Origin of the sequence: Pseudoalteromonas maris (assembly GCF_049257235.1) — a bacterium.
Classification (GTDB): domain Bacteria; phylum Pseudomonadota; class Gammaproteobacteria; order Enterobacterales; family Alteromonadaceae; genus Pseudoalteromonas.
In genome coordinates this window covers 161,898-187,212 of sequence record NZ_JBMMUF010000001.1, presented here as the reverse complement: position 1 = coordinate 187,212, position 25,315 = coordinate 161,898, and the positions used below count along the sequence as shown (strand labels likewise).

Below are 25,315 nucleotides of genomic sequence, written 5' to 3'. Positions count from 1 at the left end.
TACTGTTTCATTTTGATTGCTGCATTGGATTTGTTTATCACTAATATAGGTGTTGTCAGGAAGACAATGTTGCAGGATGCACATCGCCAAGGAAAGGATGTAGGCGAAATAAACAAGGCAATGTGGGAATTGGCAAAGGAATAGACGGTAAGGGCATGCCGTTAAAGGACTGGAGCACAGGATGTGCAGGGAAGGCTGGGAGCCTAGGAATAGCCAAGATGGCAAGAGGACACTTCAGGATGAAGAGGACATAAAGCATGGATTGCTGTCGGTTAATTAAGGTAATCGAACAAGGATAGTAAAAGGGACGACCATTTTGGTCAGCGACTAGGAAGTCGCAAAGGGAAGGTAAAGATTAGGGCGTGACTTTGTCACGCCTTAGTTTTGTTTATACTCTATGTGGCGGAATTTCTTTGCCCAGTAAACGATCGTTATCCATAAACAGTTTACCTTGATACAAGCTCTCTCCATCACTCGAAAACTCGAACATATATGTACTTCTGATCCCAAGCTTACCGTTTTTTAGGATGGCAGGGGTCCATTTCAAACACGCGACACTGACTAGTTGTACACCCAAGTGCTGACACTGATTTTCAGCGTGTGTGCGTGCAGCTTCCGCTAGTTTGCGACGATACCAGAAGGTACCAAACACACCACTAACAAGAATTAACATCCATAAAGTAAGCACTACGAGAATAAACTCCCTATGGCGCGAGAGAGTTGCTCAGAGCGCTCTTCGCTACGTAACATAGCTAAAACATGGGGGCGTAGTGTATCAATTGCAACTAAGTCCGCGAAGATACTCGCAAATACGGGTTGCTCATCATCTATCGCGGCACTGTTTTCCATAAACTGTGCCAATCGCTCAGGCTTTTCTAATACAGCCCAAAGTCTACCAGCGATAACTTGGCAAAGATCCGCATCACTGGCGAATTGCGATGTTAAAACCGCATCAACAGCCTGTTCAACGAGCCCCGTCGCAGGCGCAAAACTGATGGCGCGTAAGCAATCGATTAATAAAGCTTTGTCTGAATTGGCTAGACTCTGATTCAGGGATTGCAACAACATCTCTGCGCTGTGCGTTGGTACAGGCGTGTTTTCAAGTTGCGCAGCCAGAGGCTGGCGTACAGCTTGTGGAAGATGGTGCCACGCATTGATAAAGGCGCGCTCATTATCACCGTGATCAAATCGCGCTGCAAAATCAGCTAATCCTTGTACAGCAATGCTATGCCACTGATCCCATCCTAACTTGCCGCTCAAATACAGCTGAGTGTGTTCATAATATTGTGATGCGCTTTGACGCAGCTCTACCTTGATTTGTGCATTAAACGCAGCTCGTTTATTGGCATTAGGGGTAAACACATAAGGATTATTGTCTAACTGACCTTGCTGTTCGTCATTGCCTGTTAATTGCGTGCCAATGGCTTCAAGTACCATATTGGCAAAGTGATCGCGGCTTGCTGCAACAAGTTTACTTTGCTCATCTAGGGGCATCTTTAAAAACCACACATAGGGTTCGGCTGACGCTTTGGGATCCCAAAATTGAATCGCCATTAAAGCATGCTGTGCTTGAGGATACGGATAAGGCTTTTGTGTTGACTCAATTTGCGCGAATGTTGCTTTATCTATTTTTTGTACTCGGCGACCAATGTCATAAACACGCCAAGTCGTCCCAGCAGCATCAAGTAGCTGGGCTAACGTTGCAATATTTGCAGTCATGCGCTGCTCCTAAGAATAAATTTCGCAAATTATAGGCAGTTTGCTCTCTCAACCCAAGGGAAATGGTATTATCAGCTTAGGAAATTTGAATTTTAAAGACTATGCAAAACACACTTATTGAATTACTGCAGCGTTTAGAAGTGCAACTTAAAGACAATGACTTATGGCAAACGCAGCCTATAGAGCCGGCTTTACTGCAATCACAGCAGCCTTTTTGTGTTGATACATTGCGCTTTGAGCAGTGGTTGCAGTTCGTGTTTATTGAAAAAATGAACGCTTTATTGGCGCAAGGGCTGCCTTTGCCAAATAACATTGCTATTGCCCCTATGGGAGAAATTGCATGGCAACAAAACTATGCAGATGTCATGGCTACTCTGAGTCAGATTGACGCCTTGTTTGGGGGAGCACATGAGTAGCGATGAGATGAGCGTTGTCGATAATGGTGCTGGTGCCAAGTTACTTGAAATTGTGTACAGAGATGAGCACTTTATTGCGATTAATAAGCCATCAGGTCTGTTGGTCCATCGTTCTTTTTTAGATAAGCATGAAACGCAATTCGCGATGCAGATGTTACGCGATCAAATTGGTCAACATGTGTTTCCTTTGCACCGATTGGACCGTCCTACCTCAGGCGTTTTGCTTTTTGCGCTCAGTAGCGAGGCCGCGCGAGATGCAGCATCATTGTTCAGTGAAAATAAAATTCAAAAACGTTATTTGGCGCTGGTACGCGGTTTTGCACCCGCTGCGCAATTTATTGACAGACCTCTTAAAGAAAAGCTCGATAAAATTGCCGATAAGTTCGCCTCTCAAGATAAACCTGCTCAGCAAGCGCAAACAGACACGTATTGTCTACAACAATCAAGCCTACCAATTCCTTTGGGTAAGTTTCCCTCGGTGCGCTACTCACTCGTAGAGTGTTGGCCGAAAACGGGCCGAAAGCATCAGATCCGCCGTCACTTAAATGGTATAAATCATCCGATCATTAATGACGTAAATCACGGTGATAATACGCAGAACCATTTTTTTGCAGAGCATTTCAATTGTACTCGACTGATGTTATTTGCAACGGATGTGTACTTTGTGCATCCTTATGAAAAACAAACCGTTCACATTCGCGCTCCGTTGGGTGAGCAAGCCTTGGCAACATTTGCACAGTTGGGCTGGCCATCCCAAGAGAGCGCTTACTTTGCTAAGGACCATTGATGGCAACGACCAGTATTTTTTATGGCAGTGTATATGGCGCTGCTGAGCGTTTAGCTGAGGCTGTATGCGATAAAATGAATGACTTAGGCCACGATGCCAAGCTGATAGATAATCCTCAAGTCGAGGATGTGGCTAGGGCAGAGCAGGTGTTAGTGATCACATCAACGACCGGCCAAGGGGATTTGCCCGACAATATTTTGCCCTTGTATTTGGGGCTACAAAGTCAATTTCCGCTACTCGGTGGCAAGGCATGTGCTGTGATAGCTATGGGTGATAGCAGTTATGGTGATACCTTTTGCGGCGGTGGCAAGCAATTTGAGCAGTTACTTGAAGAGTTGCAAGGAAAAATAGTGCTACCGCGTTTAGATATTGATGCTATGGTCGATTTTGACCCAGAGCCCGTAGCACTGCCTTGGATAGAGAAGTTGGTCACGCAATTTTAAAAAAAGCGCTCTTAGAGCGCTTTTTTATTCTGACTCTGTTGAGTATCCAGCTATGGAATTTAGCTCACTGGAGTCTCTGGCGATGTAAGTGAGTTGGTTTTAACCACGTTTTACATCAACGATGAGCTTTAACTTTTGCCCAGGTTGTAAGTATTGTTTTGAGTCCAACTTATTCCACTTCTTAATATCGCTTATCTTCAAACCAAACTGCGAAGCAATACGCGAGAGCGAATCGCCTTTGCGTACTTTGTATGTGATGGTTCTGTTGACGCTTTTAATGGCACCAGAGGCACTTGGTTGGCGAATCTTCAGCTTTTGCCCAAGCTTGAGCACGGTATTGTCTGTTAGGTTATTCCACGCTTTCAATTGCGCTACAGTGACATCGTACTCGCGACTTAAATCCCACAGAGTATCGCCCGATTTAACAATATGGCTCTTAGTCACGCTGGTGGTGTTATTAAGTGCTAATCGAACCCTATCAGGTAGGTGTGATGAGGCATTGTCTGACAATGGGATCATCAGGGTTTGACCTATACGTATGATATTGCTCTGGAGCGTATTTAAACGCGTGATCGCACTCACACTGGTGTTGTGCTTTTTGGCAATAACTGACAACGTGTCACCGGATTGCACAGTATATTGTTGCCAACGTAAGCGGTCTTTTAATTGCGCTTTGGCCAAACGTTCATTGAAACGCTCAACACTGTCCAGCGGTAACAGCAGGTGATGCGGCCCTTCTGGATCGCTTGCCCAACGGTTGAACGCAGGGTTCAATCGATATAACTCTGAGAGTGAAATGCCAGCCATTTGCGCGGCCAGCTCAAGATCAATTTGTGAGCCCGCATCAACACGTTCGATTACTTGCGCATTGACGATTTTGTTCCAGCGTACACCAAACTCTTCATGGCGTTTTAGCAAGTCAGCCAATGCCAGTAATTTAGGCACGTATGCGGTGGTTTCTTTTGGTAAGTCAAGCGACCAAAAGTCCGTAGGTAAGTGTTTCGCACGATTTTTCTTAATCGCACGCATAACTCGACCCTCACCTGAATTATACGCGGCAATGGCGTTTAGCCAATCGCCATCAAGGGTTTTGTGCAGATATGACAAATAATCCAATGCGGCGCGCGTTGATTCGCTAATATCGCGGCGACCGTCGTACCACCAGTTTTGCTTAAGGCCAAAGCGTTTGCCTGTTTGTGGCATAAACTGCCAAATACCGCTAGCGCTGCGATGAGAGTAGCCGTATGGATCAAATGCACTTTCGACTATTGGAAGTAGTGCAATCTCAATTGGCATTTGACGTTTCTCAACTTCCTCTACGATGTAATAGAGGTATGGTTCAGCGCGTTTAGAAATGCGATCTAAATAGCTTTGATGGCGCGCATAGTAGTTACGCTCGGTGACTACCGGGCGATTTTGCGGCACTTTTATAGAGAGTTGATAGCGAATGCGCTCCCACACGTCGTCAAAGACAGGAGGAGCTTCAACTTCCTCAACCTCTTGATAATCGTCTAGCAGGTCGATGGTAAGAGCATTATTGATCTCTTGCACACTTGCGCTATTTGCAGGGATTGTGGCTACTTCGCTTGTGTCATTTTTGGTCGCTTGACACCCTGTTAAAAAGACAAAGAGCAGCGCAGCTGTATACGTTAACTTGTTCATGAAGCGTTAATCTTTAAAAAAACTGCGCGCATACTAGCAAAAAATGACTAGCTTCGACAATTTTTGCGCACTCAAGCACACAATTCAGAAGTCATCTTTCCATAGTCGTAGGGCAGTGAACTTTGCTAATGCATCTTCTGTTTGTGGACGTAAATGAGCGGGGAATGTGTCCATCATTACTGACTGTGGGCGTAAAAACGGATTGATGCGTTTTTCTCGGCCAATGCTACTTGGTAGAGTTATTTTATCTCTGCTACGCAACTGTGAGACCTTGTTAGCGTATGCTGCTATTTCAGTGTCGTTTGGCATGCAGGCAGTAGCAAAGTCTAAATTGGCCTGAGTATATTCATGTGTGCAATAGACCAAGGTTTTGTCATCCATACCAATAAACTTCTGCATGGATTGCCACATTTGTTCGGCAGACCCTTCAAAAAGTCGACCACAGCCAGCGCTAAACAAGGTATCACCACAAAAGATGTACTTATTGGCTTGATAGCAAATATGGTCCAGTGTGTGTCCAGGCGTGGCGATGATATGAAAGTGATGCTCAAGTACTTCAATATCATTGCCATCCACCAGAGCTACATCTATGCCCTCAAAGGGGGAGTTCTTGGGGCCATAGACTTTGACTCGCGGGAAATGCTGCTTTAGTGCAGCCACGCCGGTAGTGTGATCCCAGTGATGGTGAGTGATCAATATAGCGGCTAGCTTTTTACCTGTTCTTTTTAAATAGTCCAGCACGGGTTCTGCTTGTCCCGGGTCGACAACGATAATCTGATTGTCGCGTTTTGAGTGCAGGGCCCAAATGTAATTATCTGAAAAAGCTTTTATAGCCTCTACTTGCGCCATAACGAATTGCTCTATATCGTAAACTTATGAACTAGTATAACGGTCTATTTTTGTGAAACCAGCACTGAGTTTGCAACGACACCCAGCGCCGCACCTTTGGTCGCAGTTTCCGCATGGTGAATATTTACAATATGATATCGAACGCAAGATGCAGCCTTGGCTTGAGCGTATGTTCGGTTATCATCTTTTGAAAATCGGTGACTTGAGTGTGCAACTTGATACTTCTGCAAGTCCGATAAAACATCAAGTAGGTGTGGCAGCAGACGCTTCTATGGCTGGGGTCATTGCAGAGGTAGACGAACTGCCGTTTTATGAAGGCAGTGTAGATGCGTGTATTCTAAGTTTGTGTTTGGAATACAACACTGATCCTCATCATATATTACGTGAAGCCCATCGTACTCTCATTGCAGGGGGATACATTGTTATTACCGGCTTTAATCCGCTGAGTTTTTGTGGCTTGGCGAGCCTTATTCCATTTAGTTCGCAAAAATTACCTTGGAGTGGGCGTTTCTTTACTCCATCGCGGGTAAAAGACTGGTTAGATTTACTTGGTTTTGAGCTAATCGCTGATGAGCGCTTTTTACATGCTTCTTTGGCACGAGGTTCGCGATTATCACGTTTTGCTCGTTGGCGAAGTTTTTGTAAGCAGTATCTAAAGCCTATGGGCAGTGTGTACATGCTGGTTGCGCGTAAACGAGTCACTCCCTTGACCCCGATTAAACCTAAGTGGCATGCTCGTACGAGCTTTAAGCCCGCCATTAAGGGCGTTGAGGTCAGTCGAAGACAACCTCAACGACGCTCAAATCACACTACAGAGTGACCTTGAAGATTAAATGGCACAGCGACATCCATTAATTTGGGTTTGTTTAGCGTAGCGTCTCGTTGCTGTCTTTGCGCCACAAAATCTTCGGCAGATTGCTGCAGGTGTACATTGTTATCGCGTTGCTCAGCCATCGTGCTGTGAAAATCAAGCGCACGGCCGTTTGGCTGATAGTCATGACAAACCCACACCTTGGTTTGTTCAGGCAAGGACAATAATCGAGCGATTGAGTCGTAAAGCTCTTGTGCACTGCCGTTTGGAAAGTCGCAACGGGCGCTGCCTGAGTCAGGCATAAATAGCGTATCACCAATGAATACGTGGCCATCACAATACAGACTGATACCATCTGGCGTGTGTCCAGGCGTGCCAATTACCTTGATTTGCAACTCCCCCAAAGGCAGATATTCACCGTCTTTTACGTGCACATCGAATTGCGAGCCATCCGTTGCACAATCAAGTTCATAAATAGGTTTGAGTGTTTGTTGGACTTTCGTTATGTGCTCACTGACGACTGTTTTTGCACCGAGCTTGTTACGCAAATACGTACTCGCACTGAGATGATCTGCATGGACATGCGTTTCAATGAGCCATTTGGTGTTGAGTTGGTGCTTTTGCACATAGCAAAGCAACACATCTGCGCTGGCGTAGCTTATTTTTTGGCTATTTTGGTCGTAGTCTGCAACAGAGTCTATGATTGCTGCATCTTTGGTTGTTTCACAAAAAAGAATGTAACTCAGGGTGTTGCTTGCATCGTGGAAAAAGGGAATGACCTTGAGTGCCATGTTGGTATCCGTAGTTTTGTTATAATTTATAGCCAAACGTTATATACCATTCAACATAGCGAGTAAAGGCTACTAGGGCGTGTTGACCTTTACTGTTTGTTTTTGCACCAGTTACCCTTGGTAGCCGGTATCATCTAGCAAGTTGTTGCTCATAGCTGCCTCACGTGCCAAGTCATCCACTATTTCGTTCTCATCATGGCCACTATGACCTTTTACCCAACGCCACTTAATTGAATGCGCGGCGCATGCTTCATCTAAGCGTTGCCACAAATCTATATTCTTCACAGGCTGTTTGTTTGCCGTGCGCCAGTTACGTTTCTTCCAGTTAGTAATCCAGCTTTCAATGCCTTGTTTAACATATTGGCTGTCTGTTGTGAGGGTAACGTTGCAAGGGCGTTTAAGTGTTTCTAGTGCAACAATTGCACCAAGTAACTCCATGCGATTGTTTGTGGTGTTTTTATATCCTTGGCTCAATGTTTTTTGGTGTTCACCATAGCGTAAAAGAACGCCATAACCGCCTGGGCCCGGATTACCTAAACATGAGCCATCAGTATAAATTTCTACGCTTTTTTGCACGCTTTACCTTGATATTATGTACAATGAACCTAGCAGCAACGATAGCAAATATGAGCGTAAACTGATATGGCACAACGACAAATAGTCCTCGATACTGAAACCACAGGTATTAACCCCAAAGAGGGCCACCGTATTATTGAGATTGGTTGCGTTGAATTGGTGAACCGTCGTTTAACCGGTAATAACTTTCACGTATACATCAATCCCCAACGTGATATTGAGGAAGAGGCTATTGATGTCCACGGTATAACGCCTGAGTTTTTAAAAGATAAACCGTTATATCATCAAGTTGCTGATGAGTTTTTAGAGTACATCCGTGGTGCTGAGTTGATTATCCACAATGCGCCGTTTGACGTGGGCTTTATGGATCATGAATTTGCCATGCTAAATCGCGGCCTACCGAAAACCGAAGAAGTCTGTCAGGTACTTGACACTTTGGTTATGGCGCGAAATATGCACCCAGGTCAGAAGAACAGTCTTGATGCCTTGTGTCGTCGCTACGATATTGATAACTCAAAGCGAACGCTGCACGGCGCATTACTGGATTCAGAAATATTAGCTGATGTGTATTTGGCTATGACCGGTGGTCAGAAAAAACTGAATTTGAGTCAAAATAGTGAGCAGCAAGACAGCAATAATAGCGGTGGCATTGTTCGATTACCAACTCAGCGAGCGCCGCTTAAAGTGCTCCGCGCGAGTGAGCAAGAATTGGAGGCGCACGAAAGCCGTCTTGATTTAGTTGCCAAAAGCGGCAGCTGCTTGTGGCGTGCTGAGTAACAAAAACTACATGAGAGCGGATAAATAGGGTATGAGAGTATTAGTTGCGATTATCACATTGTGCTTAATGATGTCAGAGCAGGGGCAGGCGAGTGAACAAGACAAGCTTACTTTGATTGATGATAGCAACGAAATCCCACTCCTAGATAACCGTTTTCGCATTGACCACGATATTGAAAAGATTACCCTGCTATTTTTTCGCCGCGAAGGCTCGCCCGCGGTTGTTCTTGTCCGCCCGGATGGCAGTAAACTTTACGCGACTAATACACTCACCGACAAGAACCTAAAGTGGCATGATGAGCTTGCTTATGACTTGATTGTACTCGAAAACCCCATGCCCGGCCCATGGCAGGTAGTCGGGCAGATTAAACCAGAGAGTAAAATTATGGTCATTGGCGATATCAGCCTAGAGGTAGATGCACTTCCGCCGATGTTATTTCGCGGTGAGATCATCAAACTCACAGGGCGAGTTCTCAATGATGGTCAAGAAGTGAAAATCGGTTATTTTCGTGACGTTATCAACATGAAGGTTGATTTTGTCAGTACCAACAATAATGAATTTAGTAATTTCGGTGCTGCGACTGAGCATGTGGCCGATTTTAGAGATGATGGTCGTGGTTTTGATGAACGCCCCGGTGATGCCATCTTTACAGGCGAATTTCGCTTGAGCTTCGCGGCTGGCCAGTGGCGTCCAGAAATTGCCCTCACAACTCCACTGATACAACGTAAAGTGACGCAAGAGCCCGTTATCGTCAAGGAACCGCCATTAAGCTATGAGCTCATCGAAGGGCAAAACGGTGAGGATCATGAATTAGTTATTACCCTCGACGCCCAATTGGTTGACCCAAATTCGGTGTTATTGCAAGGGCGTATCTTTTATCCCAATAATGATGAGCAAGGTTTTTCTATAGCCGCTCAGCAAGGAGCGACACGCTCATTAAAATTGAGCAATTATGACTGGGGAAGATATTCGGTAGAGTTTGATATATTTGGTACCAACACAAATGGTCGCGAGTTTATGGCAACCTTGCCAGCGTATGATTTTTCCATCGCGCGTCCCATTGAAAAGGTCAAAGAGCTGCCAAAAGGGCCTTCGCCCGAAGAGCTGGCTCGGATGCAAGAGGAAGCAGAAAAAGCCAAAGAGATGAGTCCAGCCGTATTTTATACGATTGTGGCCCTTGGAAATCTGCTCATTTTACTCATTGGTTGGGGTGTGATCCGTGTTTTTGTATTAAAAAAACCACTTTTGGGTTCAGTTAATTTACTGTTTTGGCGGAAAAAACAACAACCCGCTGATGAGGCTTCTGAAGTAAAGTCAGACGAAAATGGCTCAAAAAATGGTAAATCAGGTGAAATTTTAAACCTTTCGATGTCAGATGACTAAAAAACCCCTAAAATTTCAAAAAAACTGTTGACTCACCAAGGGGTGATTCGTATCATTCACGCCGCTGTCAGGGCACAGGCCTTGAGAGTTTGGATAACGCGGAGTGGTAGTTCAGTTGGTTAGAATACCGGCCTGTCACGCCGGGGGTCGCGGGTTCGAGTCCCGTCCACTCCGCCATTTAGCCTGATACAATGTACACACATCATTACTGCGGAGTGGTAGTTCAGTTGGTTAGAATACCGGCCTGTCACGCCGGGGGTCGCGGGTTCGAGTCCCGTCCACTCCGCCATTTAATGATGTACAATGCATACCACTGCGGAGTGGTAGTTCAGTTGGTTAGAATACCGGCCTGTCACGCCGGGGGTCGCGGGTTCGAGTCCCGTCCACTCCGCCATTTCAAAGCCTTTCGGGCGTACTTTTCCCAAAAAAATCATACATCGCCTTAATCACACGGCATGTTTGCAATTATTTTCTTAATATTTTTCTGTGCAGGAAAGTAGGCAGCTGGCGCGTACACCAGCCACCTAAGGCATCTACTCTGTGCCTTTGAGGTACTTATCTAGGAATGATACATAGGCATTTGATGCGGTAATACGATTTACACGTTTCGAAAAGCCATGACCTTCATCATCAAACAATACGTATTCAACGGGCACGCCATTGGCTTTGACAGCCGCTACAAGCTCATCACTTTCTACTTGTAATACCCTTGGGTCATTAGCACCTTGAACGACAAGCATAGGCTTTGTGATGTTGTGAGCGTGAAATAACGGAGATATACGACGGTGACGTTCTTCATCTGTCGCCGGATCGCCCATTTCGTCATACAGTGACTTTTTAAAGCTTTCCCACCATGGCGGAATAGAAGCCAAGGTACGTACCCAGTTAGTCACCCCAAAAATATTGATGCCTACTTCAAACTCTTCAGGCTCAAAGGCTAGCGCGGCTGCGGTCATGTAGCCACCGTAGCTGCCGCCCATTATGCCAATTTTGTCGCCATCAACCCAATCCAGTGTTTGTAGGTGTTTTTTACCGTACACAATGTCTTGTAAGTCATCTTCACCATGCTTTTTGTCATCGAGATGGTAGAAGGTTTTTCCATACCCTGAACTACCACGGTTGTTGACTGCAAAGATGGCATAACCATTGTTCACTAAATGTTGTTGCATGGCACTGTAGCCAGTACGACTTTGACCTCCAGGACCACCATGAACCCAGATAAGCGCAGGAACTTTATTGTTAGCAGATGCTTGTTTTGGTTTGTATAACACGCCAGGTATGGTTAAGCCGTCAAAGCTCTTGAAGCGTACAATTTGACTTTCAACTAAGTCGTTTTCATCAATATCTTTGCTTAGCGTATTGGTTAGACGCTGCGCTTTATCTGAACCAATCTCCCATACATAAAGGTTACGAGGGCTGGTGTCTGAGCTCAGATAAAATGACATACTCTTTTCGTCTTTACTGAATTCAACGCCACTTAATGTGCCGTTTGGTACGTTGCTGGGCAGTGATAACTGCACGCCTGTTTGGGTGTCAACAATAGCCACCTTAGTACGCGCATCCGCATTTACACCATTGACTTGATATCGACCAGACTCCGAAAAGCCCATAAAGCTGATATCCCACTCATCTTCGAGTGCCAGGCTATGGTTGCCACTTTGCAGATCATAACGCCATAGTTGACGAAACTCTCCTTTGGCATTGGTTGCGTAGTAAAGCGACATGCCGTCTACGGAGAAGGTCCATGCCGAGTATTGTGCAGGTTCTTCATGGCGACTTAACAGCTCTGGTTTAGCACTGCGCTTGCGGGTATCGAGCAAATAAAAGTCACTGTCGCGGTTACTGTGGGTTTTGTTTAAAGCAACAAAGCGACCATCGGGACTAATGGCACCAACATTGAAGCCAAGCTCATTTTTATACACTAGCTCTTTGGCGAATGTCTTGCTGTCGTATTTATATAAGTCCATATATTTGGGATCACGTTCGTTCGTAAGAACGAACAAGCTGCTGCCATCTTTACTAAACCCAGCGAAACTCGCTCGAGTTTTATCTCCCGGTGTAAGGTCGGTAATTGTGCCATCTATATCGCGAACAAAGAGGTGGTAAAGTTCATTACCGCCATTATCTCGGGTAAACAAGATACGATCGTCGTTAGGGAAGTAGCCAACACTGTAAGTACTATCTTGTGACTGCGTCAATTGTGTGCGTTCACCCGTTTTGGGGTCAACTTCATAGAGATTATAAATACCCGTCTCATCGCTGCTTAAAAGAATTTTGGTACCGGTACTATTAAAGCTGTTACCACTTAGGCTAACAGTGTCAAAAAAGGTCTCTGCACTGTAAGTTTGTAGTGCGTTTTGCACTTCAACTGTCGGTGCACTGACACTTTGAGTGGTTGATTGGCAAGCTCCCAATGATAGTGTAATCGCAATACTCACAGCGGTTATAGTGAGAGGTTTGTGCATTATTCTCATCCTTAACATTATTATTTTTGCGAATACAGTGTTTGTCGGATCTCCAATAATTGCAAGTTATTGAATTAACAATCGCTGTTAAGGGAGTAAGTGAAAATTTCGGCATAAAAAAGCCAGCATAATGCTGGCTTAGTTGGGTAGATTAGCTATGAGACTACTGTTATGCAGCTGATGCCTTTTTAGCAGGTCTTTTGCGTGCGGCTTTACCCGCTACGAGATCTGCAGGATCAAAGTCATCAACATTTATAACATCAAGACGCTGTTGCTCAACATCACGTAATCGTTGGGCCTCATCCTTACTCAAAACACCCGCCTCAAGGCCCATTTCAGCAACCTTGTCTAACTGCATGAACGCCAACTTTTTACCTGTTGCACGGCATACTTTGTCGAACAGAGGTTCTACTGCCAAGATATCACGTAATGCTTTTTCTTGATTACCCAGCAAGCTGTACTTACCTTCTGTAAGGTAAATATGCTGCGATAAGCGTTCACGCGTTTCGTTTGGTGTTTGCAGTAGTTGCGCGATGACATGCTCTTGCTTGTCAGTTGGTTTGCGCACGGGACGCCCCCAAGGGAATAACAATATTTTTAACATGCCGCGCAAGAACGCTAGAGGCATATTGTTGATTAAGTCCGCGAGTGCGCGTTGACAGCGATACAAATACTCTTGGCACGCCCAACGCACGAGAGGCAGATCTTCTTTGCGACGTCCGTCGTCGTTGTAGCGTTTTAGCGTGGCTGACACAAGATATAAATAACTTAACATGTCGCCTAGTCGTGCTGATATACGCTCTTTGCGTTTGAGTGAACCGCCAAATACTGCCATGCAGATGTCTGACATGAGTGCTAAGGACGCGCTAAAGCGAGCAGCATCACGATAAAATTCAGCTGTTTCATCTTTAAATGGTACTGAGGTGAATCGTGCGCCCGTGAATGTGAGCCATTTAGTGCGTACAAGGTTGGAAATGGTATAGCCGATATGACCCATCAACGCGTTGTCGAATACATCCAGCGCTTCTGACTTATCTTCAATTGTGCAGGCATTTAATTCGGTTAACACAAATGGGTGACATCGAATTGCACCTTGTCCGTAGATGATCATGTTACGGGTAAGGATGTTTGCACCCTCAACGGTAATAGCAATAGGCGCACCTTGGTAGCCACGACCCAAATAGTTATTTGGACCAAGACAGATGCCTTTACCGCCGTGTACATCCATTGCGTGCATGGTTGACTCACGCATTTGTTCGGTAAGGTGGTATTTCAAAATAGCGGATACTACTGATGGCTTCTCACCCATATCCACTGCACCGGTAGACATAGACACCGCAGCGTCACTGGCATAAGCGTATCCGCCAAGTTTTGCCATTGCCTCTTCAACACCTTCCATTTTACCGATAGGTAGGCGGAATTGACGGCGAATACGGCTGTATGAGCCCGTTGCAATAGCCAATGATTTAATGCCGCCTGTTGAGTTCGACGGCAGTGTAATAGCACGCCCAACAGATAAACATTCAACTAACATGCGCCAGCCTTGACCAGCCATTTTTGGGCCACCAATAATGTAATCGAGCGGTACAAAGACGTCTTTACCCTTGGTAGGGCCATTTTGGAATGGCACATTGAGCGGGAAGTGACGACGACCGATTTCTACCCCTTTCATGTCCGTAGGGATGAGCGCGCAAGTAATACCCAAGTCTTCTTCGCCACCAAGTAAACCCTCGGGGTCTTGAAGTTTAAATGCTAAACCCAGTACGGTTGCCACAGGAGCAAGGGTGATATAGCGCTTGTTCCATGTAAGGCGAATACCGGTGATTTCTTCACCGTTGAATTTGCCTTTACATACCACTCCGAAATCAGGAATGGCACTGGCATCAGAGCCAGCTTCTGGGGAGGTCAGAGCAAAGCATGGGATCTCTTCACCACGGGCTAAACGCGGTAAATAATGATCTTTTTGTTCTTGAGTACCATAGTGTTGCAACAGTTCACCGGGACCCAATGAGTTAGGTACACCCACAATTGATGAGAGGAGTGTCGATTTACTGGTTAGCTTTTGCAGCACGCATGATTGTGCGTATGCTGAAAACTCAAGGCCACCAAACTCCTTTTTGATGATCATGGCAAAGAATTTATTGTCTTTTAGATATTGCCATACATCTTGAGGAAGATCAGTGAGTTCATGAGTGGCTTCCCAGTCATCCAACATTGCACATACTTCTTCAACGGGGCCGTCGAGGAATGCTTGCTCCTCAGAGCTAAGTTTAGGTGCTGGATACTGGTGTAATTTTTTCCAATTAGGATTACCGCAGAACAAATCGGCTTCCCACCACGTGGTACCTGCATCGATTGCTGACTTTTCGGTATCCGACATGGTTGGAGTCACTTTTTTGAAGGCTCTAAAAAGCGGCTCGGTGATATATTGCTTGCGAATTGTTGTGACTGACAGTGGAACGGCAATCACTAAAAATAGTAACCAACTGATGAAACCGAATGCGCCAGCGAAGGTGCCAATCACCATGGTCGCAATTGCAAGTCCCAAACAGGTATTAAAACTGGCTCGATTGTAGCTGGCATAGGACAGCACAACGATCAGCGCGAGTAAAAACAGAAGTGTCATAATCTTATTCCTTGTTAGAGGTCTGACCACTAGAGAGTAGATTAGCGTTACTCTATTGGGGATGCAAGCCCTTGCTTTTAATTATAGGGTGTCAAAGGAGGGAATGCTGACCTTTGACGTATTAATTTTGGATAAATCAAAGATTTTTAAAGCTTTATGGTCGGGTTTTGGAGTCCTTTGTGATCAGCGAAGTCACATGTGATGTTTGCGCGATTCATTATTAGGTGATTGCCATAGAGTCTCTAAGCGAAGCCAATAACACCCTGATAGTCTTGCTCAAGTTTTATTTTTTAGGAGTTTATGTGTGCGAATTACTTGGCATGTCTGCCAATGTCCCTACCGATATTTGTTTTAGTTTTACTGGCCTTTTGGAGCGTGGCGGAAACACAGGGCCACATCGAGACGGCTGGGGGATTACTTTTTATGAAGGCAAAGGGTGCCGCTCTTTTAAGGATCCATTGCCCAGTTGCGAGTCTGAAATCGCAAAATTAGTGCGCGCTTATCCTATCAAGAGTAAGTCGGTGATCAGCCACATCCGCCAAGCCAATCGGGGACGCACGTGCCTTGAAAATACGCACCCATTTACACGTGAACTGTGGGGGCGAGAAATCACCTACGCACACAATGGCCAATTGTCTAACTACAATGATTTAAAGCCCAGCTATTATCAGCCCGTTGGCAATACAGACAGCGAGTTAGCATTTTGTTGGTTGCTCGATAAAATTCGTCAAAAGTATCCAACCCGGCCATCGAATATGGCCACGGTGTTTCGCTATGCGGCGAAGTTAGCACATCAGCTCAGAGAAAAAGGTGTGTTTAATATGTTGCTTACAGACGGGGTACATGTGCTGGCATATTGCACCAATAATTTACATTGGATCACCCGTCGCGCCCCTTTTGGTAAAGCAACCTTGATTGATGCCAACATTGAAGTGAATTTCCAAGAGGAGACAACGCCCAACGATGTAGTTACTGTGATTGCCACAAGGCCGTTAACCAATGATGAGCAATGGCACAAAATGGAACCGGGTGAGTTTGCTTTGTTTAAGCTTGGAGAAAAGCTCTAGAGATCTTTTGATACTCGAGCTAGCACTGATGTTGCTGTTGTACTTTGGTTTGCAGATCCCGCTTTACTATTTCAATGGCGCTTAGGGCCACATGTGGATCAACTTCATGCTGCTCAAGCAGCATGATTAAATCCACAGCAAGCTTCACATCATCAGGAGCACTATCTAGGGGTTTGTCGGTATTCTGCATCAGTTCCTCTTCTGGAGATGAGTCCACGTGCAACTTCTATTGCCGCAGCCACCTTGTCTTGCATCATCGATGCATCATCACTTGATAAATAAAACGCCATATCGACATCTGAGCGAATATACCTAGGCGGCAATTGACTCAATGCTGCACAGCAGATGTCGGCAAGGGTGTTGTTGTCATACACTTGATATAGCTGTTGTCTGCCAATTTCCTCAGCGACGAGTTTTTCATAGTAATTGTGCACATCTTCGAAGAATATCATAGGTTCGTACGCCTGTATTTCTAGCCTCATATTTTATGATAGACCACAAGCGCTTAGATGCCATTGTAAGCCTGATGAGCGCTCAAAAGCAGTTGCCAATGAACGTCTACAACCTTGTGCACATCGCGCTGATAGCCGCCGCCAAGAACACACGCGAGGGGAATATCATAGTGTTTGGCCGTTTCTATAACTAAGGTGTCGCGACGGCGTACGCCATCGAGTGTTAAAGCCAATACGCCCAATTCATCCTCGTTGTATACATCAGCTCCGGCGTTATAAATGATGATGTCAGGGTCGTGCAGTCTAATGGTAAGATTCAGCGCCTGATCCAAAGTATCTAGGTAGGTGTCGTCATCACAGCCGTTAGGCAGTGCTAAATCATAGTCAGAGTGTTGTTTAATTCGCGGGAAGTTTTGCTCACCGTGTAAAGAGAGGGTAATGATGTCTGAGTCATCTTCAAGTATTGCCGCACTGCCATCCCCTTGATGCACATCTAAATCAACAATCAATACAGTGTGTGCGAGTTGCTCCTCGATAAGGAAGCGTGCCGCAATTGCCGCGTCATTAAATATACAATAACCACTGCCGTAATCTGCGAACGCATGGTGATAGCCGCCAGCAAGGTTTATGGATAGCCCACATTGCAGCGCCGCTTTTGCAGCAGCCATGGTATTGCCTACAGACTGTAATGTGCGAGCGACGAGGGTGTGGCTGTAGGGAAATCCAATACGTTTTTGTTGTTGGGGAGAAAGCGTGCCTTGCAAAAAGTCAGTGACATATTGTTGTGAATGCGCACGTAGGATGTCGTTGGGCGTCGCAGCATCGGCGCAGTTTAATTCGAAATGTTCTTTGGCATCTTTATGTGACATCACGCGCTCGAACAGCAGGCGATACTTGTCTATTGGAAAGCGGTGGTGTGGCGGTAAATCAAGTTCTGAGTAAATAGGGTGATAAAATAGCTTCATCGGTTGTATTGTTTTTCTGCCAACTGGATACGCTCTTCGCACGCACCAATTGCCTTTCGACAACGGCCTAATCGAGCGTGCAGCGCGAGTATTTCAGTGTTTAACTGTTGCGCTTGAGTGGGATCTGCTTTGCCCATAGCCAGTTTCCTTTCATTGATCATGGCTTCAAGGCGGCGCTCGAATTCATGGTTTTGCGCTAACTCTTGATAGAGCTCATTGGTCGGCTTAATGATTTGTTGAACGGCTTTTTGATACTTCTTCGCTTTGGCGCTTGGAGTGTTTTCTTTGGCCCAAACAGGGGTGGCCTTGAGCACTTTTACAATCGCTTCAATTTGTTCACTCAAATGATTGATCGCGTGAGCATATTGATGGCGAGCGTTTTGATATTCACTGCGCCCCAGTCTGTCTAACTGTTGTTGCGCTTCATCAACATAGTCCACAAGCAGCATGCTTTTAGTGGTAAATACTGAGCGCTCAAATAAAGAGTGTTGTGATTGCATATACCGGTTTTTTGAAAACCATTTAGCTTTATCAAATTGTTCTGCGTCAGCGCGAAGCCGTGATAGTTGCTCTTGTAATCTTGAAAGTGCGCGCTGTCCCTGCATCACAAATATGCCTCGTAAATAAGCTTTAAAGCCAATATGATCACCACAGTGTTGAATACCGGACGAATAACCTTAGACCCAAAGCGTATCGCTGAATGCGCGCCAAGCCAAGCACCTACCATCAAAAAGATGCCCATGGTAACACCGAGGATGAAATTAACATGGCCCAGTGCAACAAAGGTGATGAGTGAAATAAAGTTACTCACAAAATTCATTGATCGAGCGAGGCCACAGTTAAACAGTAAGTTCATTTTGTACAGCATACTGTTGGATGCAGTCCAAAATGTGCCAGTACCTGGCCCTGCAACACCATCAAAGAAGCCAAGAGACAAACCTTGTAGCCATTGTTTTATTTTCACTGTCACACTGAGCGTTGGCAGTGAGTCACTCTGCTCAGGGCTCAATTTACCAAACAGGGAATACACAGCTACAGCAATGATAACCAGCGGGATCACCTTGTTTAAAAACTCGATACTCAAGCTGTCAACGACTATTGTGCCTATTGCTGCACCTATGGCTGTTGCAAAAATTGAAGCGGCCCAAAATTTTGGGTCAAACAAGCGGCGGCGATAATAGGTCACACTGGCAGTCAACGAGCCAAAGCTTGCTGCTAATTTATTGGTCCCGAGCGTGAGATGGGGAGGTAGCCCCGCCGTGAGTAACGCAGGCACCGTTAGCATACCGCCTCCGCCGGCAATGGCATCGATGAAGCCCGCGGCAAGTGCAACTGCGCAGAGTATGGCCCACGTTGAAGGGTCTATCGCTAATTCAAACATTAATAGTCTATTTGTCTTTTAAATGGCGGTAAGGTGTCGAGCATGGCTTTACCATAACGTTTGGTTACTAAACGGCGGTCATAAATAGTAATCGTGCCGCTGTCACGCTCTTTGCGCAGCAGTCTACCACAGCTTTGTACTAATTTCTTTGCTGCGTCGGGAACGGTGATCGACAAAAATGGATTACCGCCTTTACTTTGCACGAACTCGGCTTGCGCTTCTTCAATTGGTGATGTTGGCACTGCGAATGGGATCTTGGTGATCACCAAGTTCGTTAGATAATCGCCGGGTAAATCGAGGCCTTCCGACAAGCTTTGTGTACCGAACAAAATACTTCCTTGACCATCGTCAATACGACGTTTGTGTCGGCGAATGAGTGCATCTCGTGACACCTCACCTTGCACCAGTAAATCCCAACCACGTGCGCGTAGACGCTCGGCAACGTGTTGCATTTGCCAGTATGATGCGAATAACACTAGGTTGGCTTTAGACTTATCTAAAGTGCTTGGCAGTGCACTTGCCAAAAAGTCACTAAATGCTTTATCTGTTGGCTCACAGTCAGTTTTAGGAATATGTAATGTGGCCTGCTTTGGGTAATCGAACGGTGAGGGGACCTTGATAAATTTAGCCCCTTCTTCACCTCTTAAACCACTTTCATGAGCAAAATGCTCAAATGAGCCAAGGGCCGTTAATGTGGCGGAGCAAAGTACCGCACCAGCACATTCGCGCCAGAGCTTGTCTTTGAGGTAAAAGCCAACCTCTATCGGGCAGTCACTAAGTAGGTAATCATGGTGGTTTTTGTATTCCATGCGCTTAATCCACCTCGCATGGGGCACACTTTCTGTTTGTTTACTGTAACTGGACCACAGCTTATAAAGTGTTTCTAAGCGGGCAATGTATTGACCACTTTCAGCGAGGATCGGGTCAGCTATAAAGGCTTTAACATCGCCATCATTCACATCACTGCTGAGTGTTTCATGCATTTTCGTCAGAGTACGCAGCGCCACTTTTGCGCCTTCACTGATATCTTTAGCCTGAATCGTGAGCTGTTCTGGCAATATGCCATGTGAAAAGCGATAGGTACTATCTTCACTGTATTGGTAATCAGCACCATCGAGCATAGTGAGTACTGCTTTGTGACCACGGGAAATATCATCGATAGCGTCATTTAACTTAAATTGGCTTCCGGAGACACTGGCGCTGAAAATTGTTTGCGCCATTTTGCCACTGAACTTAAGCAGCTTTTCTAACCAATCTTGTGTGCCTTTGATTGTCGCTGCTGCCGAAGAAAAGTCTCGAGTAATATGCGCAAGGTGGTGAGCTTCATCAATCACATAAATGCAGTTTTCAGGCTCGGGCAGGATAACCCCTCCGCCAAGCTCGAGATCGGCCAACAGCAGACTGTGGTTGGCCACGAGCACATCCATCTGGGCAATTTTTTGTCGTGCTAAATGAAAAGGACATGTTTGGTGGGCCTTCATTTGGCGCTGGCAAGAGTGTTTATCACAAGCTATTAGGTGCCATACCCTATCTGGAATAACATCGGCCCATGAGTCACGGTCACCTTGCCATTTCTTTTCAAGGTAGGCTTGACGCAGTTGGGCTAAACATTTTTGTTCCATCTCACTGAGCGGCGACGTTAATGTTGGCATGAGTGCCATTTGTTGTTGGTCTTCATTGAGGGCGTTTTCGAGTTTGTGTGCGCACACGTAACGACCTCGTCCTTTGACAAGATCATAGCTAAAAGTGAGCCCACTTTGCTGTGCGAAAAAGGGCAGCTCTTTGTACAGAAGTTGTTCTTGCAGCGCAACAGTAGCTGTTGAAATTACGAGCTTTTTATTTGCCTTTAGTGCAACAGGCAATGCCCCTAGGCAATAGGCTAGAGATTTACCTGTACCTGTGCCCGCCTCGATAACACATATGCGTTGCTTTTTATGGTAATCGCCACTGAGCGTTTTCGCTATTTCTGCAACTAAGTAATTCTGGCTTGGTCTTGGGGTGTAGTCATCTAAGCTATCAGCGATCCGTTTATGGGCGTCACGAATGGTTTTTTTTATTGGGTCGCTGAGCATGATTGGTACTTATGTATATATTTACAGTGCTGTCATTTTAGGGGCTCATTTGGCAAGACTCAAGCGCTTATCGCGCTATATATAAAATGTCAGCTGTATTTGTTGGCATGCTTAGGTAAACTGCCAGTATTCCTATCGTTAAAGGTAAGCACGTGTCAGTCATAGCAGGATTTATTCTTTCCATACAAACACAACAGCGTCGTGATGGAATTCGCTATGTGTTGTGGCTTGCCAGTGACAATGGTCCCGTAAAAGTCGTGACTGACGCGCAGCAAGCGGTCTTTTTTGTGCTGGAGCGCAGTGCAAGTCAAGTTAAAAGCCTATTGCACAATCAAGGTATCGACGTGCAAATCTCAGCAGTCACCTTAAAGAATTTTGCTGAGCAACAAATGTGTGCCTGTTATTTTAACAAGCTACAAGATTATTATGCTGCCAGAGACGCGTTGCGTGACGCTCATATAGCGGTGTATGAGGATGATATTAGGCCTCAAGACCAGTTTTTAATGGAGCGGTTTATTCGTGGTGCGGTGTGGGTGAAAGGTCAATATTCGCCAGGCCACAGCGATTTTATGCAAGGCGCGCAAATAAAGCCTAACGAGCACTTTAAACCCACACTGACAGCGCTCTCTTTGGATATAGAGTGCAGTGGCGACGGCATTTTGTATAGTTTTGCCGTGCACAGTGACAGCTACACTAAAGTGGTGATGGTTGGGAACCAACAACAGAGCAGTCCTTCATGGCTTGAGTTTGTACCCGATGAAGTAGCGTTATTATTACGTTTAAACGATATCATTTGCGATCAAGACCCAGATTTAATCATTGGTTGGAATGTTGTTGATTTTGACTTTCAACTGTTGTGCTTTCGTGCAAAGCAATTAAATGTGAATTTAAACTTTGGTCGAAACAAAGAATCGGTCATATGGCGTGGAGGGCAAATTAATAAGCTTGTCGTGCCGGGACGCGCCGTGCTAGATGGCATTGAGATGCTTAAAAACGCCACGTATCACTTCACTAGTTTTTCATTGGATAACGTCGCCCATGAAATGCTGGGTGAGCGAAAATTGATAGATGGTGGCGATAAGCTTGGGCAGATACAGCATTTATTTGAGCATGACAAAGTTAAATTGGCACAATACAACCGTAAAGATGCGGCATTGGTGTTGGAGATTTTCCGAAAGCTTGAGTTAGTGGACTTTGCCGTCGCAAGGACACGCCTCACAGGGTTGCCATTGGAGCGCTTAGGAGGTTCGGTTGCTGCATTTACAAATTTATATCTACCGCACTTACATCGAAGTGGTTATGTTGCCCCCAATCTTGGCGAGCATGGATTGCATTTCGATAGCCCCGGCGGTTATGTGATGGAGTCGACTCCTGGCCTTTACCAGAACGTTGCAGTATTGGATTTCAAAAGTCTGTATCCCAGCATCATTCGCACCTTCCGTATCGACCCTCTCGGTTTAATTGCGGGCTTGGCCGACAAAGAAAACAGTATTGAAGGATTTAATGGGGGCTATTTTTCTCGCACACAGCACCATTTACCGCAATTGGTTGCCACGCTCTGGGAGGCAAGACAAGCGGCAAAGGATGAGGGAGATCACCACCTCCAACAGGCAATCAAGATTATTATGAACAGTCTTTATGGTGTGTTGGGATCGACTGGTTGCCGATTTTATGACCCGCGGTTATCTAGCTCAATCACATTACGGGGCCATGAAATCATGCAAACAACAAAGTTATGGCTTGAAGAAATGGGAGTGCAGGTCATCTATGGAGATACCGATTCGACGTTTGTATCTTTACCGGAGAACTTATCGCTAGAGGAAAGTCACACCCTTTGCGTGAACCTTGTTGGAAAAATAAATCAAAAGTGGGCGGAAAAGCTAAGTCAAGAGTCTAATTTATGCAGCTTCATGGAGTTGGAGTATGAAAGCTTGTTTAGACCTTTTTTTATGCCCAAAGCTCGGCACAAAGATATTGGCAGCAAAAAACGTTATGCCGGATTGCTTGCTCAAAAGGACTTTAAACTAGTTTTCAAAGGGATGGAGTCGGTGCGTTCAGATTGGACACCCTTAGCAAGGGATTTCCAGCAGGCGTTATTCAGGGCACTGTTTAATGATGCCGATATAAATGCCGTGGTTCAGCACTATGTCAATGAAACACAAGATATTTCTGATTTGAATAAGTTCGTATATGCAAAGCGGTTAGGTAAAAAACCTGAACAGTATGTTAAAACAATTCCTCCTCATGTTCGCGCCACGTTGAAGTCTTCAAAACAATTCCATAAAGGTGATTGGATTGAGTATGTGCAAACCGTCAATGGCCCAGAGCTCATGCCCACGAACACGCCATTAGATATTCAGCATTATATGGAAAAGCAACTTCAGCCCATCATCGACGACCTCAGTGGAATAGGTATATCTGTTGAAGCAGTGAGCTTTGATGGACAATTCTCACTGATTTGATGCTCTGATCTTGTACATGCCCCAGTAAAAATTGTTTGGGGACAAGGTGTGCCCCCAAATTAATAGCCGTGAGGCTGCTTTAGCATTCAGCTAATTTTTTTAGATAAGGATCTGAGCGATTAATGGCTTTGGTATTAATGCCTTGCCTTACTTGATAGGAGCTGGGAGTGAATACTTTATTCTTACTGTTGACAAAGTCTACAACAGAATCATTCCACTCCAAGCCTGTGAAATCGAACACTTCTCTCGCTTGAGTCTCAAAATTTGATACAAATTCTTCGTAATCCAAAGAAAGTATATTGTCAGAGAAAATACCCTGCCAATGCTCCATCATGTCATCATGTAACTCTTGCATGTGAGCGATACCCTCAAGGGTATTAGTGAAAGTCATATGGTTCGAAAACATGTTTGCAAATATTGATAGAGCATTATCTTGCTTATTGCGCTTCATGTTAATGACCTTCATATTTGGGAACATTAACTTGAGTAGACCTAAATAGAGGAAGTTACCTGGAAGTTTATCGACACTTCTGAGCTTGCCTTCAACATGGCAATTGGCAATATAATCGAGATAATCTGACGCAAGATCCGCAAATAAGCTAGCTGGCGCCAAGCCTATATCTTGAGGGAAGCGAATATTATACAGTCGTCCGTTTACAGCTTTATTAAGAGCAGGGGATTCTCCAGCTGCGCATATGCAGCCACTTCGCTCAAGCACTTGCTCCAACAATGTAGTACCACTGCGAGGCATACCTACTATGAATATGGGGGATACGTCTTGATTACCTTTGTGCTGATACTTAGAAAGTAATTCGCTGGTAAACGATTCTTTAATTAATTTAACTTGCTCATCAACCTGCTTGCCATCATAAGGAAAGAGCTTACTTTGAAGGCTATTACCTTGACTCCAATGCAGCCAGGCTTTGTCGTGCATATTGCAATCATCGTACATTTTTCCCAGCGCCATGTGCGCTTCAATTTTTTGATCGTCTCCGACTAAAGCGTTTTCAATAATTTGTGTCGCTATTTTTTCTATATGCGTATCTACATTTTTGAATTTTGTCGACTTTACAATGCCATAAAGTGCGGTTGCACTGTTAGGTTGGATATCAAGAATGTGTTTGTATAAATCGATTGCTTGTGAAAAATTCCCATCACCGTGTTCTATATCGGCTAGAACACCGATAGCATATATATCATCTGGCTTATTAGCTAATATCTCTTTATACAGCCCATGAGCCTTATCATGAGCGAAGCTCTTTATGTAAAGCATCGCGAGCTTATGCTTTTGGTTGTGATCCCCTTTGTCTTCACAAATTCGTTCTTGCACAGGAATGGCCTTAAGGTATTGTGAAGTCTGCAAATAAAAATCTACGGCGCAATGGAGATAATACTCTTGAGAACCAAACTGCCTCACTAACTTTTCTATGTAGTTGTTTGCCTTTGGCCAATCCATAAGCTTAAAGTGGTTAAAGGCAAGCTGTAAGATTACCTTCCCCTCATTTGGGTATTCAGCACTTAATTGCTCTAATTCTTCTATTGATTTTTGGTGAGCCCCTTTATTAAACAGCATTTGTAATTCTTGTAGTTTCTTGTCTATTAAAGTCATT

Annotated in this window: 23 protein-coding genes and 3 tRNA genes; 11 read left to right on the top strand and 15 right to left on the bottom strand. The window is 45.1% G+C overall.

Annotation, left to right across the window (positions count from 1 at the left end):
* Positions 1 to 388: 388 nt before the first annotated feature.
* Positions 389 to 688 carry a DUF3301 domain-containing protein gene (locus tag AAEU32_RS00885; RefSeq protein WP_421968658.1) on the bottom strand — a complete coding sequence of 100 codons (300 nt, stop codon included), beginning with the start codon at positions 686 to 688 and terminating at the stop codon, positions 389 to 391.
* On the bottom strand, positions 688 to 1,719 hold the full coding sequence (locus AAEU32_RS00880) for a DUF3549 family protein (RefSeq protein WP_421968657.1): 1,032 nt from the start codon (positions 1,717 to 1,719) through the stop codon (positions 688 to 690). Before AAEU32_RS00880 ends, AAEU32_RS00885 begins: the two co-directional genes overlap by 1 nt.
* Positions 1,720 to 1,820: 101 nt before the next feature.
* Between AAEU32_RS00880 and AAEU32_RS00875 the strand changes: the two genes are divergently transcribed.
* Genes AAEU32_RS00875 through AAEU32_RS00865 form a run of 3 tightly spaced genes read left to right on the top strand, consistent with a single transcriptional unit; the run spans position 1,821 to position 3,365 of the window.
* On the top strand, positions 1,821 to 2,135 hold the full coding sequence (locus tag AAEU32_RS00875) for a YqcC family protein (protein WP_421968656.1): 315 nt from the start codon (positions 1,821 to 1,823) through the stop codon (positions 2,133 to 2,135).
* The gene (gene truC, locus AAEU32_RS00870; protein WP_421968655.1) at positions 2,128 to 2,922 is read left to right on the top strand and encodes a tRNA pseudouridine(65) synthase TruC; all 795 of its coding nucleotides are present in this window, start codon (positions 2,128 to 2,130) and stop codon (positions 2,920 to 2,922) included. The genes AAEU32_RS00875 and truC overlap by 8 nt, the downstream gene beginning before the upstream one ends.
* On the top strand, positions 2,922 to 3,365 hold the full coding sequence (locus AAEU32_RS00865; RefSeq protein WP_421968654.1) for a flavodoxin domain-containing protein: 444 nt from the start codon (positions 2,922 to 2,924) through the stop codon (positions 3,363 to 3,365). The genes truC and AAEU32_RS00865 overlap by 1 nt, the downstream gene beginning before the upstream one ends.
* Positions 3,366 to 3,464: 99 nt before the next feature.
* Here AAEU32_RS00865 and AAEU32_RS00860 read toward each other — a convergent pair whose 3' ends face one another.
* Entirely contained in the window at positions 3,465 to 5,027 is a 1,563-nt protein-coding gene (locus tag AAEU32_RS00860) for a lytic transglycosylase (RefSeq protein WP_421968653.1), read from the bottom strand.
* Between the two features lie 84 nt (positions 5,028 to 5,111).
* Positions 5,112 to 5,876, bottom strand: a complete 765-nt coding sequence (gloB, locus tag AAEU32_RS00855) for a hydroxyacylglutathione hydrolase (RefSeq protein WP_421968652.1) — start codon at positions 5,874 to 5,876, stop codon at positions 5,112 to 5,114.
* A 52-nt stretch (positions 5,877 to 5,928) separates the two neighbouring features.
* Here gloB and AAEU32_RS00850 point away from each other — a divergent pair, with 52 nt between their 5' ends.
* Positions 5,929 to 6,696: a class I SAM-dependent methyltransferase gene (locus AAEU32_RS00850; protein WP_421968651.1), complete on the top strand. Its 768-nt coding sequence runs from the start codon at positions 5,929 to 5,931 to the stop codon at positions 6,694 to 6,696.
* Here the strand turns inward: AAEU32_RS00850 and AAEU32_RS00845 are convergent.
* Complete coding sequence (locus AAEU32_RS00845) at positions 6,681 to 7,478, bottom strand: MBL fold metallo-hydrolase (protein ID WP_421968650.1); 798 nt, start codon at positions 7,476 to 7,478, stop codon at positions 6,681 to 6,683. The two genes, AAEU32_RS00850 and AAEU32_RS00845, sit on opposite strands and share 16 nt — an antisense overlap.
* Before the next feature lie 111 nt (positions 7,479 to 7,589).
* Complete coding sequence (rnhA, locus tag AAEU32_RS00840) at positions 7,590 to 8,054, bottom strand: ribonuclease HI (RefSeq protein WP_421968649.1); 465 nt, start codon at positions 8,052 to 8,054, stop codon at positions 7,590 to 7,592.
* Between the two features lie 66 nt (positions 8,055 to 8,120).
* On the opposite strand from rnhA, the gene dnaQ reads away from it, so the two are divergent.
* From dnaQ to AAEU32_RS00815, 5 genes are all read left to right on the top strand, one after another.
* Positions 8,121 to 8,831, top strand: coding sequence for a DNA polymerase III subunit epsilon (gene dnaQ / locus AAEU32_RS00835; RefSeq protein ID WP_421968648.1), 711 nt, complete (start codon positions 8,121 to 8,123; stop codon positions 8,829 to 8,831).
* Positions 8,832 to 8,862: 31 nt separating this feature from the next.
* A complete protein-coding gene (locus AAEU32_RS00830; RefSeq protein ID WP_421968647.1) occupies positions 8,863 to 10,215 on the top strand; it encodes a TIGR03503 family protein in 1,353 nt (450 codons plus the stop codon).
* 100 nt (positions 10,216 to 10,315) lie between these two features.
* Positions 10,316 to 10,392, top strand: a tRNA-Asp gene (locus AAEU32_RS00825).
* Positions 10,393 to 10,427: 35 nt separating this feature from the next.
* A tRNA-Asp gene (locus tag AAEU32_RS00820) sits at positions 10,428 to 10,504 on the top strand.
* 28 nt (positions 10,505 to 10,532) lie between these two features.
* Positions 10,533 to 10,609, top strand: a tRNA-Asp gene (locus tag AAEU32_RS00815).
* A 139-nt stretch (positions 10,610 to 10,748) separates the two neighbouring features.
* Here the strand turns inward: AAEU32_RS00815 and AAEU32_RS00810 are convergent.
* Both AAEU32_RS00810 and fadE read right to left on the bottom strand, forming a co-directional pair.
* Entirely contained in the window at positions 10,749 to 12,680 is a 1,932-nt protein-coding gene (locus AAEU32_RS00810; RefSeq protein WP_421968646.1) for a S9 family peptidase, read from the bottom strand.
* Positions 12,681 to 12,849: 169 nt separating this feature from the next.
* Entirely contained in the window at positions 12,850 to 15,306 is a 2,457-nt protein-coding gene (gene fadE / locus AAEU32_RS00805; RefSeq protein ID WP_421968645.1) for an acyl-CoA dehydrogenase FadE, read from the bottom strand.
* A gap of 302 nt (positions 15,307 to 15,608) precedes the next feature.
* Here fadE and AAEU32_RS00800 point away from each other — a divergent pair, with 302 nt between their 5' ends.
* Positions 15,609 to 16,373 carry a class II glutamine amidotransferase gene (locus tag AAEU32_RS00800; RefSeq protein ID WP_421968644.1) on the top strand — a complete coding sequence of 255 codons (765 nt, stop codon included), beginning with the start codon at positions 15,609 to 15,611 and terminating at the stop codon, positions 16,371 to 16,373.
* 19 nt (positions 16,374 to 16,392) lie between these two features.
* Here the strand turns inward: AAEU32_RS00800 and rsmS are convergent, their stop codons facing one another.
* From rsmS to dinG, 6 genes are read right to left on the bottom strand one after another with little or no spacing between them, the layout of a single operon-like run.
* Positions 16,393 to 16,563, bottom strand: coding sequence for a pleiotropic regulatory protein RsmS (gene rsmS, locus AAEU32_RS00795; RefSeq protein ID WP_421968643.1), 171 nt, complete (start codon positions 16,561 to 16,563; stop codon positions 16,393 to 16,395).
* Complete coding sequence (locus tag AAEU32_RS00790) at positions 16,535 to 16,825, bottom strand: late competence development ComFB family protein (protein WP_421968642.1); 291 nt, start codon at positions 16,823 to 16,825, stop codon at positions 16,535 to 16,537. The genes rsmS and AAEU32_RS00790 overlap by 29 nt, the downstream gene beginning before the upstream one ends.
* 53 nt (positions 16,826 to 16,878) lie before the next feature.
* Positions 16,879 to 17,790, bottom strand: coding sequence for a histone deacetylase family protein (locus tag AAEU32_RS00785; RefSeq protein WP_421968641.1), 912 nt, complete (start codon positions 17,788 to 17,790; stop codon positions 16,879 to 16,881).
* Positions 17,787 to 18,395, bottom strand: coding sequence for a primosomal replication protein (locus tag AAEU32_RS00780; protein WP_421968640.1), 609 nt, complete (start codon positions 18,393 to 18,395; stop codon positions 17,787 to 17,789). The genes AAEU32_RS00785 and AAEU32_RS00780 overlap by 4 nt, the downstream gene beginning before the upstream one ends.
* Positions 18,395 to 19,171, bottom strand: a complete 777-nt coding sequence (locus AAEU32_RS00775) for a TSUP family transporter (RefSeq protein WP_421968639.1) — start codon at positions 19,169 to 19,171, stop codon at positions 18,395 to 18,397. Before AAEU32_RS00775 ends, AAEU32_RS00780 begins: the two co-directional genes overlap by 1 nt.
* Positions 19,171 to 21,243, bottom strand: coding sequence for an ATP-dependent DNA helicase DinG (dinG, locus tag AAEU32_RS00770; protein ID WP_421968638.1), 2,073 nt, complete (start codon positions 21,241 to 21,243; stop codon positions 19,171 to 19,173). The genes AAEU32_RS00775 and dinG overlap by 1 nt, the downstream gene beginning before the upstream one ends.
* Before the next feature lie 152 nt (positions 21,244 to 21,395).
* Between dinG and AAEU32_RS00765 the strand changes: the two genes are divergently transcribed.
* The gene (locus AAEU32_RS00765; RefSeq protein ID WP_421968637.1) at positions 21,396 to 23,705 is read left to right on the top strand and encodes a DNA polymerase II; all 2,310 of its coding nucleotides are present in this window, start codon (positions 21,396 to 21,398) and stop codon (positions 23,703 to 23,705) included.
* A 79-nt stretch (positions 23,706 to 23,784) separates the two neighbouring features.
* Here the strand turns inward: AAEU32_RS00765 and AAEU32_RS00760 are convergent, their stop codons facing one another.
* The gene (locus tag AAEU32_RS00760; RefSeq protein WP_421968636.1) at positions 23,785 to 25,314 is read right to left on the bottom strand and encodes a tetratricopeptide repeat-containing sulfotransferase family protein; all 1,530 of its coding nucleotides are present in this window, start codon (positions 25,312 to 25,314) and stop codon (positions 23,785 to 23,787) included.
* Position 25,315 lies beyond the last annotated feature (1 nt).